Origin of the sequence: Chryseobacterium sp. StRB126 (assembly GCF_000829375.1) — a bacterium.
Taxonomy (GTDB): Bacteria; Bacteroidota; Bacteroidia; order Flavobacteriales; family Weeksellaceae; genus Chryseobacterium.
This window is the reverse complement of the sequence record NZ_AP014624.1, coordinates 1503662-1517830: the sequence shown is the minus strand read 5'-3', so window position 1 is coordinate 1517830 and position 14169 is coordinate 1503662. Positions and strand designations below refer to the sequence as shown.

The 14169-nt window shown below is 36.7% G+C and carries 11 protein-coding genes and 2 tRNA genes; 3 read left to right on the top strand and 10 right to left on the bottom strand.

Features of this window, described 5'->3' with window-relative positions; genetic code table 11:
- Positions 1-38 precede the first annotated feature (38 nt).
- Both CHSO_RS06870 and CHSO_RS06865 read right to left on the bottom strand, forming a co-directional pair.
- Entirely contained in the window at positions 39-563 is a 525-nt protein-coding gene (locus CHSO_RS06870) for a thermonuclease family protein (RefSeq protein ID WP_045494013.1), read from the bottom strand.
- 130 nt (positions 564-693) lie between these two features.
- A complete protein-coding gene (locus CHSO_RS06865) occupies positions 694-984 on the bottom strand; it encodes a hypothetical protein (RefSeq protein ID WP_045494011.1) in 291 nt (96 codons plus the stop codon).
- 237 nt (positions 985-1221) lie between these two features.
- Between CHSO_RS06865 and CHSO_RS06860 the strand changes: the two genes are divergently transcribed.
- Together CHSO_RS06860 and CHSO_RS06855 are read left to right on the top strand one after the other, a co-directional pair.
- Positions 1222-1296: transfer RNA gene (locus CHSO_RS06860), tRNA-Pro, on the top strand.
- A 32-nt stretch (positions 1297-1328) separates the two neighbouring features.
- A tRNA-Arg gene (locus tag CHSO_RS06855) sits at positions 1329-1402 on the top strand.
- Positions 1403-1595: 193 nt separating this feature from the next.
- Here CHSO_RS06855 and CHSO_RS06850 read toward each other — a convergent pair.
- Together CHSO_RS06850 and CHSO_RS06845 are read right to left on the bottom strand one after the other, a co-directional pair.
- Complete coding sequence (locus CHSO_RS06850; RefSeq protein ID WP_045494008.1) at positions 1596-2279, bottom strand: MBL fold metallo-hydrolase; 684 nt, start codon at positions 2277-2279, stop codon at positions 1596-1598.
- 54 nt (positions 2280-2333) lie between these two features.
- Positions 2334-2921: a Crp/Fnr family transcriptional regulator gene (locus CHSO_RS06845; protein WP_045494005.1), complete on the bottom strand. Its 588-nt coding sequence runs from the start codon at positions 2919-2921 to the stop codon at positions 2334-2336.
- Positions 2922-3085: 164 nt separating this feature from the next.
- On the opposite strand from CHSO_RS06845, the gene CHSO_RS06840 reads away from it, so the two are divergent.
- Positions 3086-3910, top strand: a complete 825-nt coding sequence (locus tag CHSO_RS06840; protein ID WP_045494002.1) for a 5'-nucleotidase, lipoprotein e(P4) family — start codon at positions 3086-3088, stop codon at positions 3908-3910.
- Positions 3911-4374: 464 nt separating this feature from the next.
- On the opposite strand, the gene CHSO_RS06835 is transcribed toward CHSO_RS06840, so the two are convergent.
- The 6 genes from CHSO_RS06835 to CHSO_RS06810 all read right to left on the bottom strand — a co-directional run bounded on the left by CHSO_RS06835 (position 4375) and on the right by CHSO_RS06810 (position 13564).
- Positions 4375-5220: an SH3 domain-containing protein gene (locus CHSO_RS06835; protein ID WP_045494000.1), complete on the bottom strand. Its 846-nt coding sequence runs from the start codon at positions 5218-5220 to the stop codon at positions 4375-4377.
- Between the two features lie 17 nt (positions 5221-5237).
- Positions 5238-6065 (bottom strand): 50S ribosomal protein L11 methyltransferase, encoded by an 828-nt coding sequence (gene prmA, locus CHSO_RS06830; protein WP_045493997.1) that lies wholly within the window; start codon positions 6063-6065, stop codon positions 5238-5240.
- A 409-nt stretch (positions 6066-6474) separates the two neighbouring features.
- Positions 6475-7188, bottom strand: coding sequence for a 3-ketoacyl-ACP reductase (locus CHSO_RS06825; protein ID WP_045493994.1), 714 nt, complete (start codon positions 7186-7188; stop codon positions 6475-6477).
- A 318-nt stretch (positions 7189-7506) separates the two neighbouring features.
- On the bottom strand, positions 7507-9072 hold the full coding sequence (locus CHSO_RS06820; protein ID WP_045493992.1) for a calcineurin-like phosphoesterase C-terminal domain-containing protein: 1566 nt from the start codon (positions 9070-9072) through the stop codon (positions 7507-7509).
- Between the two features lie 50 nt (positions 9073-9122).
- Positions 9123-10577: a SusD/RagB family nutrient-binding outer membrane lipoprotein gene (locus CHSO_RS06815; protein WP_045493989.1), complete on the bottom strand. Its 1455-nt coding sequence runs from the start codon at positions 10575-10577 to the stop codon at positions 9123-9125.
- A gap of 11 nt (positions 10578-10588) precedes the next feature.
- Entirely contained in the window at positions 10589-13564 is a 2976-nt protein-coding gene (locus CHSO_RS06810; protein WP_045493985.1) for a SusC/RagA family TonB-linked outer membrane protein, read from the bottom strand.
- Positions 13565-14169 lie beyond the last annotated feature (605 nt).

The following is a 14169-nucleotide window of genomic DNA, read 5'->3' as shown; positions in this document are numbered from 1 at the left end:
AAAAAACCTTAGAAATTATTCTAAAGCTCTTTATTATTCTACATATCTTTTCTGGTTTTCACTTGGATTGCAGATGCTTGATTTTTCTTATTTTTCGATTGCTCCCGTTTCATTTTTCTGAAGTCCCAAGGGGCAACAGCATGAACATCCTGCCAAAGGCCGATCTTATTTTGTTGGGCTTTTTCCTGAAGCTTTCCTAAAGAATCATCTTTGGAATAAGAAAAGTACCACCACCCCATTCCGGCTTTGATAACCTCTTTGGAAAGGTATTTATCGTTATCATAATAAATCTTGGCAATAGAACGCCCATAACGGTCCGTACTGGTCTCTTTAAATTTAACGGTCTTTCCAAATACCTGCGAAGAGGTGAATTGTTTGGCATTTTTCCCGAAAGCCTGCCCATTTTCCGGGCAATCTACTTCTGCCAATCTGAGTTTCTTTTGGGTATTGCCTTTTAAAAGTACTGTAATTGTATCTCCATCTGATACTTTGATTACCTTTCCGCTTGTTTGTGAAAATAGGATTGCCGGGAAAAGCAAGCTCATCAACATTAATCGTTTCATGCGGCAAATATAGGGATTAAAGGGAGTCAAGAAAGGAGAATGGAAGTAAGAAGTTCACTTTATTGGAGATTCACACTGCGACCTATTCAGAATCAGAGAGCTATGCACAGCAAAAAATTATCTATATTACTCACATCCCTTTCTTCATCTTCGAAATATCAACCAACAATTCCTTCTTATAAATATCTATATCAATTCTGTTAATAGATGGGAAATAATGCGATTTTGCATCAAAATAATAAGCAACTTTTTCTAAAAACGCATCTTCATTTTCTTCTAAATACTGAGTAACCTCATCTAAAAATACTGGATCAATATATTCTTCCGGCTCTTTCACATAAAACCCATGATTTATCTCATCATTTTCAAGTGCTTTTTCCAGAGCATGAAGATATATTTTATAAAATTCCTGAGAATTCATATTCTTAATTTTAAAATTTATAATGATAAAAATTTATCTTTAAGCTGTAAAACCATAAAAAAATTCAAAATTCCCCAGATAGTCTAAATCCATGGTTATTAATCAAGTAAAGTTACCAAAAAAGTTTTGCTGAAATTTAATTAAAAATTATCCTGGAATTTATTTTTTTATTTCAAAAAGTATTGTACCTTTGCAACCGCAAAAACGAAATAAAATTCGTTATTGATGACCTTTAATCGGGGCGTAGCGTAGTCCGGTCATCGCGCCTGGTTTGGGACCAGGAGGTCGCAGGTTCGAATCCTGCCGCCCCGACAGTTTTGGTAATTTTCTCAAAATTATACAATGGGTGCGTAGCTCAGCTGGATAGAGCATCTGCCTTCTAAGCAGACGGTCAAAGGTTCGAATCCTTTCGCGCTCACAAAACCTCATCATTTTTATGGTGAGGTTTTTTGTTGTCCTTTACTAAAGATCAACAGAGAGAGCATCCCGATTTGTAATCGGGACGGTTAAAGGTTCGAGTTCTTCTGCGCCCACTTAAACCTCATAGCTCTATAAAAAAAGGAATCTAAAACGCTTCTTCTTTTAAACTGTAATTACAGCAAGATCCATCTTTAAACAGCCGCACTGCATTTAGCTACAAATTGCTCAAACTTTCGATCTGTATTTCGCATAACAGGTCCGTGACCGAAGCAGATAATAGTAGGGTTTAATGTTGCTAACTTCTGTAGTGACTCTATATTACGCTGCTGATTCGAGGTGAATATATTTGGCGGAAGCCGCAGACCAGTCATTGTCGTAAGCAGGTTCATATTTGTTGCCACATCTCCGATGATCAGTACCCCATCTTGCTCACGGAATAAAGAAATATGGCCTGCCGAATGTCCTGGAGTTTCTATTACCTTAAAGTTTCCGATTCTATCATTTTCAACAATGGTCCGTTCAACTTTATGCCCCTGGCCTGCCCAATACTTTTGCTGCAACTTTGCTATCCAATGTTCTGGCGTTGGATAATCGTTGGTTACCATCCCCGTTTCGGTCCTAAAAACTTCGTCGGGATGACAAAGTAAAGGGATCTCGAACTCTGCGCATATCTGATCGCTACAACCCTGGTGGTCTGCATGTGCATGCGTGAGTACATGTTGATAAACGGGAATTTTCTGAAGAGCTTTCTTTACAGAGGTATATGAACTCCGTATTCCTGAGTCCACCAATACCCCTTCAATTATATAGCAGTTGATACTGTTTCGTGGCATCAATGAAACCTGAAACACTTCGGGAGCAATTTGACGTAGCATATTTTTTTTGTGCAAATCTACATCGCTGATCAGGACCGAATAAGGACATTTGTCCTATAACACATTGGGCTTATGTATTTGCCCTTTCGCCCGTGTAAGTGATCGCTGCGTGATACCCAGGTACGATGCCAGATCCTGAGTTGTTACGCGCTGGACAAGCATCGGTTCGTCAGACAGGACATAACGGTATTTATCCACAGCAGATCTATTATTGTAATTCAGCAGATAACGTTCTTTTTGGCTATACTCTTTTTCCATCATCGATTTTATGACCCCGTTCCAAGCAGTTGCCTGAACAAGCAGATGCAGATAGTCCGGATAGCTTATCCTATAGACTACGCTATCTTCTATAGCCCTGATACTCCTTCTGGATTTCTCCTGCCTTACAAATTCCGGAAACGAGGTGACAAATTCATTTTCAAACTTGAAGCAGGTTATATTTTCTTTTCCATCTTTGTCTATAGCGTATGCTTTTACAGCGCCACTAACAATAAATCCAATATAACGACAGGGTTCATCTTCATGAATAAAAAAATCACCCTTTTTTAAGAATATCGGTTTGAAGAACTCCGCAGAATAGTTGATTTCCTCGGCTGATAGTCCTTCTATTGAGGATAGATAATTTTCAAATACATTGGTCATTTCGCAATTTTATAGTCCTTTTATTTTCTTCTTAGCCGTCTATGGATCATATGTCAATCCAGTATCCAAATCTAATCATTATTGTCCCTTCAAAAAAGCTAACATGAGAAATAGTTGTCATACCAATCAAATTGTTATAATTTTGCTTTCTCTATTTTAATTCAATGAAAAATTTCAAGTTCATTATTGCAAGCTGTGCCTTTGCTTTGACTTTATCATGCAAAACAGCAACTCCGATTACTAAGACCTCTATTCAGGATGCTCCTTATCAAAATCTTGGACGTGACGGGAAAATATATGCTGCCTTTTATCAACAAAGAGCAGCCGAATATGAAGCACTTTGCCTGCAGGCTTACAATATTGCAAAACTTCGTCTGGATGAAGCTTTAGTACAAAAATCGGATAAGCCTTTAGCAATTGTTTCTGATATTGATGAGACCTTTTTAGATAATTCCTATTACGCCGTTGAGCGTTCAAAAATGGGAAAAGATTACGATCAAAAAACATGGGAAGAATGGACTGCCAAAGGTATTGCAACACCACTTACCGGTTCTCAGGAGTTCTATCAGTACGCCGCGAGTAAAGGTATACAGGTATTTTACGTTACCAACCGAGTAGAACAGGAACGTGCAGGAACATTAAAAAACCTAAAACAATACAATTTTCCACTGCAAAGTGATGCCAACCTTATTCTTCGATATAAAGAAAGCAGTAAGGAAAACAGACGCCTGGACATCGCTAAAAATTATAATATTGTTTTACTATTGGGTGATAATCTTGCTGATTTCTCCAATCTATTTGATAAAAAATCAGAAATAGAACGTTCTGCAGCCGTGAAAAATGCAGCGAATGAGTTTGGTAAAAAATTCATTATCATTCCTAACGTTGGATATGGGGACTGGGAAGCTTCGTTTTATCAATACAAATATGATTACACTCATCAACAGAAAGATTCACTGATGTACAATGCAGTAAAAGCTAATCCTTAAAAAGTGTATTCGTAAACATATACAAAGAAATTATAAACCCTTGCAGTAAGAGCTGTGAGGGGTTATTTTTTTAGATCATTGAAGAGCAAATGATGCTGTTTCAGTTATGGAGTGACGAGATACGCTTCACAATATAAAAATTCCGTTTCACTGACTGATTTCGCAGGATCAGCTTAACTTTTCCATAGGTGAACTTCAATTCGTGGTACTTTTACGGTATAAGCTTTTACCGAGAAGCCTCTATAAAAGTTAGTTTTAATTATTATTTAAGGAAACATTGATTAAGCTTCAATAAAAATCTTTTTTGTGCAACTTATTCCTTATAGCCATTTATGGCTAAACTATACACTTAATCATGTTTGGTAGGGCTGGTTGTTCCAGTCCTATTTTTGTGTTGTATTCTGTATGAACAAAAAAACCGCTGTACAATAACAACGGTTTTTTCTATTTAAACAAAAGGATTACTATTTAAGCTTATAAGAACTTCCATTCCAAATATAAGTTTTGGAAGAGTGTGTTTTCTTCTCCCGGTCTTTATCATCAGTTTCCATGTCTTCTACTTTCAGGATAAAGGTATTAGGAATTCCTCCTTTATCATTAGGAAAAACATATTCTTCACTGTGATAGTAAGCTCCGGCGTCTCCTACATTCATCAACTGTGGAAGAGCAATGAGTTTCTTATTCTTATAAAGAACGTATTGGTCATACGTTGCAATACCACATGCTTCACCGGATACCATAGCTTTTAAAGTAAATTCTACATCCTGTAGTTTATGGTTACTTTCAATACTAAAAGAAGCTGTACTCAACTCTTCTCCTTTTCCGGTATCAAAGTAGATTTCTTCAATCAGGGTATTCCCTTCCATTACTTTTATTCCGGCGATGTTTTGTTTTTCGATCTCATTCAGAGATTTATTTTTTCTATCTACTGTTTTTGAAAGTCCGAAAAGGAAATCATAACCGTTTTTATTACGATAGCCAACACAAAGGTTACCTCCCCAAATGTAACCTTCAGTCATTATATCTCCTTTTTGATAAGAAATTTTATACCAGTTAGCTCTTCTTTCTCCCAGTTGTAAGACAGGCACTCTCTCTTCTTTCTTAAGAATCATAATCTGCTGATTGCTTTGCAGTGAATCTAAAATCTGAGCATTTACACCTGGTTCTGTTCTTACTCTTGTCCAATCTGTAAAGATTTTCTGATTCTTGTTTTCCGTAAAGTTAAAAACACCGTCTGCATACACTTCATTTTCCTGAGCTGTAAAAAGTTGCAGCGTCAGTAAAAATAAAGCGGTCAATAAAGTTTTCATATTTGTTATTTCGTTTTTTATTTTTCAAGCAATAAACTTACCCATTCTTCTCTCTGCAATTGCTTCTTCAGGGTAAGACCGCTTTCTTTACAAACTTCCAGAATATCATCCACATCAAAGAAACAAAGTCCTGAAAGCAATAGTTTTCCACCTTCCTTCAGTACAGAGACATACGTTGGGATATCTGAGATCAGAATATTTCTATTGATATTGGCTAAAATAATGTCGAAATTTTCGTTTCCTAAGTTTTCTGCTGTTCCCAGCTCGATGTCTAATTCAACACTGTTTCTTACTGCATTTTCTTTTGAGTTTTCTACAGACCATTCATCAATGTCGATGGCTTTTGTATCTCCTGCTCCTTGTTGTTTTGCATAAATTGCCAATACAGAGGTTCCACATCCCATATCCAGAACTTTCTTCCCATTGAAATCAATATCCATCATCTGTTGGATCATCAGGTGGGTGGTAGGGTGATGCCCTGTTCCGAATGACATTTTAGGCTGAATGATAATTTCATGCATTCCCGGTACAGACTCATGGAACTCTGCTCTGATCAATACTTTATCATCAATATTGATGGGTGAAAAGTTCTTCTCCCACTCTTCATTCCAGTTGATGTTCGGCATTTCTTCAAAAGAATACTCAATTTTTACATTTTCGTTTTCAAAGATCGGAAGGGCTTTAAGCTGATCTTCATTAAATAAATCGGTCTGGATGTATCCTAAAATTCCGTGAATTTCTTCTGTAAAGCTGTCAAAACCTATTTCGATAAGTTCTGCCATTAATATCTCGTTCCAAGGTTGCAATGGAGAAATTTTGAAGTTGAATTCTAAATAATTTTGCATGTGAATAATTTGCTGCAAAAATACTAATGTTATTACGGTTAAAAAAATGGAAAGGGTAAGTTTTGGATAAAGCTGATGGATTTTATATTGTTGAATGGAATAAAGCTAGCTTCTATTTAATTTTTATCTCCCACAGATTGCACTGATGACACAGATTTTTTAGGTTTTGGCTAAAGCCGTTGGAATGGTAATATTATAAACAAAGAGGCTGTCTCAAAAGTGTCATTCTGAATAAAATGCAATGTAATGAAAAATCTCAAACAACTGACCAACAATGAGATTCTTCCTTCGTCAGAATGACAAAAGCCAAATTATTTGACTTTTGAGACAGCCCCTTCTATTGAATTTCTTTACCTATAATTTAAAATTGAAATAGTTGTTCTATGACAACTTTAAATCTTAAACGCTTTTATGGATTCGTAGAGAAAATTGAACCGTTTGCGATTAATGCTCTTCTGTTCATTTTCAGGATATCTCTTACCCATTCTGCGAAGTCTTCAGGCTGTAGAACTTTATCAGGATTTCCATCTGTAAGTCCACCCTGGATACTCATATCAGAAGCAATGGTGCTTGGCGTCAATGTAATTACACGGATGTTTTGTTTTCTCCATTCTGCCATCATCGATTGAGACAGAGAAACAACAGCTGCTTTTGAAGCGGCATATGCTGACATATTTGGACCACCTTTTAATCCTGCAGTAGAAGCAACGTTTACGATATCACCTTCTCCTTTAGCTTTCATCAATGGATGAACGGCCTTAGCCGCATAGTACACACCAAATAAATTGGTTTTGATTACCTGCTCCCAAGTTTCAGAAGGCATATCTTCAATAGTTCCGAAATCTCCGATTCCTGCATTGTTCACCAAAATATCTACTCCACCTAATTGTTCAGCTAAAGTTTCTATACCTGCTTTTACAGCTGCTTCATCATCAATAGAGAAAATTGCATACGCTGATTTTACTCCTAGTTTCTGGATTTCTTCAACTGTATTTTTAAGATTTTCTTCGTTTCTTCCTGTAATGGCAACGTTCACTCCTTCATTGGCTAAAGCTAATGCTACAGCTTTCCCTAACCCTCTTCCACCACCTGTAACGATGGCATTTTTACCGTTTATATTCATAGTGTAATATTTTTCGTGGGACAAAGTTACGAAAGAACATTTTTATGCAATGGAAAGAAAGGATATTTAATAGTTTTTTAATAGTTGGAATAGATATTGAACCCTTGAATTTCACTAAAGTCAAAATAGTAAGTTTAGGCTAAAGCCATTGGAATTGGGTATTATTAAGAAAGCAGGCTAAAGCCCGCCTCTATTGAATTTTTACTTAAAACTGATATACAGGTATTTTCCGACAGCTTTCAACCTCAGCAAAAATAAAACCGGCTCATGAGAACCGGTTTATAAATCTAAAAAAAAGTATAGTAAAAAATGAAAAGCTTAAGGAATCTGGATGGCGTTCTGTACTTCAAATTCTTCTGAAACAGAGAACTGGTTTCCATACATGTCAATCGCTCTAACCTCAACTTTGTGTTTTCCCAAGGCTAGTTTTTTAGGAAAATCTGCTTCCCAGATATGTTTGGACAGTTCAGGGTTAGAAGGTCTTCTCCCTTGTAGAATCTTCTCTGTGGTATCCCATTTGAAAACGGAAAGGGCAAAATTGGGATCTATGGTTTCATCATATTCCATTTCTTCCCATTTCCCGTTGTCTATTCTGTACTCTACTTTATCTTTTTTGCTTCCCATAAAGAAGTTAGCCAACACTTTTGCAGAGGTTTTTGACGGGAATGGAATCACTTTTGGAACGTATAGTTTGATCTGATAATCTTCCGGTTTTCCGGCTGTTTTGTATTTTACTTTGTATTGATTATCGGTAAAGCTGATGAAAGAATATCCTTTTGCCGTTCCGTCTCTCATGGTTGAAGTAGGAAGCCCTGCTTCATCTGCTGTTCCAGAATACCAATCTCCACAAGTGGTTCCCACGTTATATTCATGTAATTCTTTGATCCTGTTCCAGCCCGCTTTTTTTCCATAGAAAATCTGCTGTTGGATATGAGTGTGGGCTGATAAAAGCAATACATTCTGGAAAGGATTCAGGAAATCAAACAATTTCTGACGGTCTGCATTTCTGAAACTGTCTTCATCATGATGTTCCAACGGAATATGGAAAGAGACTACGATCAGTTTATTTTTATCAACCAGTTTCAAATCATTTTCGATAAATTGAAGCTGATCTTCACGGAATCCGCCCCAATAGCCTTTTCCGTCTCTTGGGTCGGGATACAAAATATCATCCAAGATAATGAAGTGTACATTTCCGTAATTGAAGGAATAATTGGTAGGACCGAAATTGGATTCAAAGGTTTCGTCTGAAAGTTTATCGTCTTTGGCATCGTAGTTCATGTCATGATTTCCCATTACATTATACCAAGGCAGTCCTACTTCCTTCATCACGTCAGCATAAAGTTTCTGAAGACTTAGGTTATCTCCTACCAAATCTCCCAAACTGATTCCCAACACTGCATTTTTCCTGGTATTTTTTACTTCATTGACAATTCCTCTTTTAAAATAATCCAATTCTTTTTCTGTATAAGGCTGTGGATCTCCGAAAACCAGAATATCAAAATTTTTGTTTTCATTCTGTTGATAAAGCGGAAAATTCAATTCTTTGGGAAGTTCACCGGTTGGAGCTACGCCCTTATATTTAAAATCTGCTGGAGACCCTTTTGGTTTATGATGGTAATAAAACTGTGGAAGATTATTACTGTTTAAAGCGGTTTGATATCCTGATGGTTTAATGACAAAAATAGTCTGATCTTCCTGAACTGGCAGGCTGTAACGTCCATTTTTATCCGTTAATACCACCTGAACTCCATTGGAAACCGCTACTCCTTCCATTCCCTTTTCACGGTTTTCTTTCTTTTGGTTCTTGTTGCTGTCTTCATACACATATCCTGAAACTGAAGACTGAGAGAAAGCCATTGCTGAAACCAGCATACATGGCATTAAAAGTTTTATATTGATACTCATCTTTTTATTATTTTTCTTGTTTATACTTATTTACTCCACCATACTTTTACATTAATATCATCTCCGCCCATTTGTTGAACTGCTGCCTGATAGTTCTCTTTATTCAATACCCTCGTATTCGTTGGATACATTAATCTTTGAGGAAGTTTTCCATCATTTAAAAGTCCTCCGTTATCAGGAAGTTCAGGAAATCCGGTTCTTCTTTTTTCAAACCATTGCTGCTGATCTACAAAGAATAGGGCTATATATTTTTGAAGCATAATTTTCTTCATATCTCCGGTTCCAAATGCTACTGCCGGATTATCAAAATAGTTGGCAGGAACTACAGCTCCCCATTGTTCAATGGCTGATTTTACTCCATTTTCATAATAGGTTTTTGCATTTCCCTGGATAACTCCCTTAAATACCAATTCTGCTAAAGTAAACTGAAGTTCGGCATAGGGATAGACTAAGATTTTCAAAGGTGCTTTTGCCAGGTTTTGATTAAGATTGGATGGCTGATAATTAAATACGGTTCCAAATTTATATCCTGATGGCGCACCTATATATCCAATATTGGCATTCGTTTTCAGATCTTTCGCCTGAGAAAAAAACATAGCCATACGGGGATCATTATTAGCCTTCAATGTTTCTACAAAGAATTCTGAAGCAGCTCTTCCTGTGGTAAAATCCTGAGGTCTTGCAATAGGTGTCATTAATGGAAATATTCCTGTTATATCTACTTTTACTCCATCTGCATTGCTTTGGAAAATAGGATATATTGTAGGATTATTAATAATTTCCTGGATTCTTGCTTTAACATTCACTTCTCCATCTTTATTCAGGATTCTTGTGAGTAATCTCAGAGAAAGAGAATTACAGAATTTTTTCCAACCGAGAATTCCATTGGCCGCATCTGAATCTGCTTTAAAGAATAAATCTCCCCCGGTAAGCGCTTTATTATTCACAAAAAGAGAGTTTGCGGTTTTTAAATCATCTAGTAATTGGATATAGATATCTTTTTGTCTGTCAAATTTCGGATACATGATCTTATCATCCAATTGTGATGCTTCAGAAAACGGAACATCCCCATAAGTATCGGTAAGGTTGGAATAAATCCATGCATTTAAAACCATTGAAATGGCCTGATAGTTTTTATCTCCTTCAGAAATGGCTGCTTTTTTAAGGTCATCCACCTGTTTTAACCAGCGGTAGGAATTATCCCAGAAACCGTTTCCTGTTTTTTCTGTTAAATAGTATCGGCTTAATGAATTTCCTTCGTTAGGAAAATCAAGAGAAACCTGCATAAGATCAAAATTAAAATCATTCGCTCTGTTATACCCTACCGTAGCCATATTATACTGGATAGGAACCAGCAGGGCACTGGCCACCGGTACATTGATTCTACTGGTGTCTTTATTGATCTCATCAAGACTTCTATCACATGAAACAGTACTGCCCACAAGAGCAAGGAATGAAGATATATAGATTAGCTTTTTCATTTTTTCTGATTTTAAAATTTAACATTTAACTGGAAACCAATGGTTCTTGCCTGAGGTAACTGCCCCATCTCAACTCCCGGTGTAATCGTAGAATCATCTAACGTAGCTGCTTCCGGATCAAATAATGGGAACTTTGTCCACATCCAAAGGTTTCTTCCGAATACTGCAAGGGTAATATCTGTAAGTTTTAAAGGTTCAACAATTGATTTCGGAAAGGAATAAGATATTCTGGCATCTCTCAGCTTAAGGAACGAGGTATCAAATGAGTTGGTTTCCACGTTTGCTCTTCTATAATAATCTCCATAATAGGTAGAAACCGGAATTCCTTTGGTATTAGGAGAAAAGGTTCCGTCAGGATTCTGAACAACTCCCTGACCAACGATTAACCCTCCCGGATTATCTCTTCCCACAAGGGTATGGGTAAGTTTCCCCTGTTCAGACATTTTGTGATGTGAGTGAGAGTAAGCTATTCCTTTGTACTGACCGTCAAATGAGAAACTCACGGTAATATTTTTGTATCTGAATTCATTCTGAAGACCTGCCCTCCACTTCGGATATGCATTTCCTATTTTTTTCATTTCCGTAGACTTAGCGGTTAAGCCGTCTTTTGCATCATAAATTACCTGCCCATCCGGTGAATACAGCAATCCTGCTCCATACATGTCTCCCAAAGAACCACCAACTATAGCATCATAAAACACTACACCACCTATACTTCCCATGGTATAAGGTTTTCCATTATACTCTTCCGGAAGGGAAATGATTTTATTTCTGTTCATTGACCAGTTAGCGTTTACACTCCATGAGAAATTTTTATTCTTGACGGGATAAGCATTTAGAGTCATTTCAATTCCTCTGTTTCTCAGTTCACCGGCATTGATGATTCTCTTATTATATCCTGTTTCATACAGCATAGGAATAATAATCGACTGATCTTTGGAATTGTTTTGATACGCTGTAAAATTGAATGTCAACCTGTTTTTCAAAATAGTAAAATCCATACCTCCTTCAATATTGGTAATCATTTCCGGCTTCAGATTGGGATTGGGGTATAGTAAAGGAGATTCTACAGATCCCGCAAAACCGCTATTTTCATAATATTTATCGAGCATATAGGTATATGTATCGTTCCCTACTTTAGACCATGATAATCTAAGTTTCCAGAAATTTAAATTGTCTGATTTTAATTTAAAGATATCTGATAATATGAAGGATGATGATACAGACGGATAAAAATAAGATCTGTTATGAGCCGGAAGCGTACTGCTCCAGTCATTTCTTGCCGTCACATCCAGGAAAACCATGTCTTTATAACTGAAGTTAGCCAATGCGTATACACTGTTTACCTGATTATCATTAGGTTTTGGCAGCTTATATTCCACCTGCATGGCATTGGAAAGCTGGTAAAGACCTGCTTTACTAAGTCCGTTTCCTCTGTAATCATTCATGGTATATTCATGATACCTGATGTTTCCTCCAGCTGAAGCTGTTACTCCAATGTTTCCGAATTTATTTTTATAGGTGACTAATACATCATTATTCAGGTCCATGTATCTGATGTACTGTTCTCTGTAATAACCTTTCGCATAGTTAGCAGAGCTCCATGGTCTTCTTTGGGTACGGAATTCATTGTTCCATTCCAAACCGGTTTTATAAGCTACATCTAAGTTTTTTGCCAGCTGGTAACTGATATTGATATTCCCAGTAATTGTTTTTTTATTGGTCCCATTCAGGTTCTCATAAGCAATCAGGTAAGGATTATCAATATAAGAACTAAAAGGATGAACCTGTTCTAGCTGCTCCTGTCCTTTTTTCCATATAGGCCTGTACCATCCAAGATCTACGTTGGGATTCTGGAAGATCATGAAATAAGAGATGGACTGGTTGTTATAACCTGTTGCAGGAAGATTGTCACTTTTCGTCTGACTGAAGTTCATCTTGGTCCCGATTTTCAGTCTGCTGCTCAGCTTATGATCTAAAGATAATGCAGCACTGAATCTGTCTAAGCCTGTATTAGGCATCATCCATTCATTTTTCAGATAAGTAAGCGATGTTCTGAAAGCTGTTGTCTCATTAGAATGTTCTACAGACAGACTGTTTGAATAATTGGATCCTACCTGCCAGAAGTCTTTAATATTATTTTTATAAGGTCTCCAAAGCTGTCTTTCTAAACTCTGCCCTTCTATGTTAGGATCATACTGGAAGTAGTACTGGCCGTCAAACTTTGGTCCGAAGGCACTACTTGTAGAACCCGTGTTTATTCCATCTACAGATGGTCCATAGGAGTAATAATAGTTTCCGTTTTTATCTTTTTGCTGAGTTCCTTGTCCATATTCATACTGATAATCCGGCCATTTCAGTACTGAATCATAACTTGAATAGGAATTAAAAGCAACCTGAACTCTTCCTTTTCTGCTTTTCCCGGATTTGGTGGTAATCATAATGGCTCCTCTTGAACCTCTTGAACCATATAATGCAGACGCTGTAGGCCCTTTCAGAATAGAGATGGATTCAATGTCATCAGGGTTGATGCTGTTAAAACTGTCTCCATAATCAATAGGTAAATCTCCACCTGAACCTGCTCCATACGCTGAAGTTCCGGTTCCTGTTTTTTTTCCACTCAAAGGAACGCCATCCACAACTATCAAAGCATCATTATTCCCCATACTCATGGAAATATCTCCACGAAGTGTGATACGGCTTGTACCCAAAGGTCCTGCTCCTGCAGTCTGAATCTTTAACCCGGCTACTTTACCTTCTAAAGCCTGTGCCCAGTTATTATTTTGGGTTTTCAGAATTTCTTCAGAGGTAACCGTCTGGGTAGAATATCCTAAAGACTTATCGTGCCTTTTGATTCCCAAAGCAGTCACAACTACTTCGTCAAGTCCTTTAATAGTGTCTTTTTTAGCTTTCTGCTGAGCTGTCAGATTAACGCTGAATAATCCTAACAGCGACAAAACCAACAACTTTTGTGTCTCTTTACGCATATCCTTTTTGTTTGCGCAAAATTAAAACGACATTATGAGTATTATTTTAATAACATTTTAACATTTATTAAATGTTTTTTGAATATTATATTAAGCATTCCTTAACAACATTAAACAAAACACTAATTAACAAACACTTAAGAAATTAAGAATTTTTAACACTATTGTCAGGTTCTATTTATTTGTGTATCTTTATTGTCTTTCCCTGAGATAATAATAGAAAATCTAAGAGGATCTAAGTTACATGAGTTAAGTTTAAGAATAATAGACTGGAAACCATTTTTAATTATTAGTATGGATATCCACTACACAATTAAAATACAGTTTTGAGCTATTAAATTTTTAACGCAACGCTCGCTAAGATTTTATAATCATACTGGATAATTTTTAAGAACGCAAAGGCGTTTCACTCAGTAATCACTCAGTAAGTGTCCTTAGCTGAACGTAGTGCCTTTGCGAACGAAAATGAGCGTAGTCAAAAAGATATCTTTGCGCGCTCTGCGTTTACAAAAGACTCTTATTTTTTACCCCTAATACACGAGTTATTATGGATCCGGGTTCAGGATTTTATAAAATTAAAGCCTGCCCTTGAAAGGACAGACTTT

Bases quoted from the DNA above. Each gene is read 5' to 3' on its own strand.
- CHSO_RS06870 (WP_045494013.1), bottom strand. From the start codon at position 563: ATGAAACGATTAATGTTGATGAGCTTGCTTTTCCCGGCAATCCTATTT.
- CHSO_RS06865 (WP_045494011.1), bottom strand. From the start codon at position 984: ATGAATTCTCAGGAATTTTATAAAATATATCTTCATGCTCTGGAAAAA.
- CHSO_RS06850 (WP_045494008.1), bottom strand. From the start codon at position 2,279: ATGCTACGTCAAATTGCTCCCGAAGTGTTTCAGGTTTCATTGATGCCA.
- CHSO_RS06845 (WP_045494005.1), bottom strand. From the start codon at position 2,921: ATGACCAATGTATTTGAAAATTATCTATCCTCAATAGAAGGACTATCA.
- CHSO_RS06840 (WP_045494002.1), top strand. From the start codon at position 3,086: ATGAAAAATTTCAAGTTCATTATTGCAAGCTGTGCCTTTGCTTTGACT.
- CHSO_RS06835 (WP_045494000.1), bottom strand. From the start codon at position 5,220: ATGAAAACTTTATTGACCGCTTTATTTTTACTGACGCTGCAACTTTTT.
- prmA (WP_045493997.1), bottom strand. From the start codon at position 6,065: ATGCAAAATTATTTAGAATTCAACTTCAAAATTTCTCCATTGCAACCT.
- CHSO_RS06825 (WP_045493994.1), bottom strand. From the start codon at position 7,188: ATGAATATAAACGGTAAAAATGCCATCGTTACAGGTGGTGGAAGAGGG.
- CHSO_RS06820 (WP_045493992.1), bottom strand. From the start codon at position 9,072: ATGCCATGTATGCTGGTTTCAGCAATGGCTTTCTCTCAGTCTTCAGTT.
- CHSO_RS06815 (WP_045493989.1), bottom strand. From the start codon at position 10,577: ATGAAAAAGCTAATCTATATATCTTCATTCCTTGCTCTTGTGGGCAGT.
- CHSO_RS06810 (WP_045493985.1), bottom strand. From the start codon at position 13,564: ATGCGTAAAGAGACACAAAAGTTGTTGGTTTTGTCGCTGTTAGGATTA.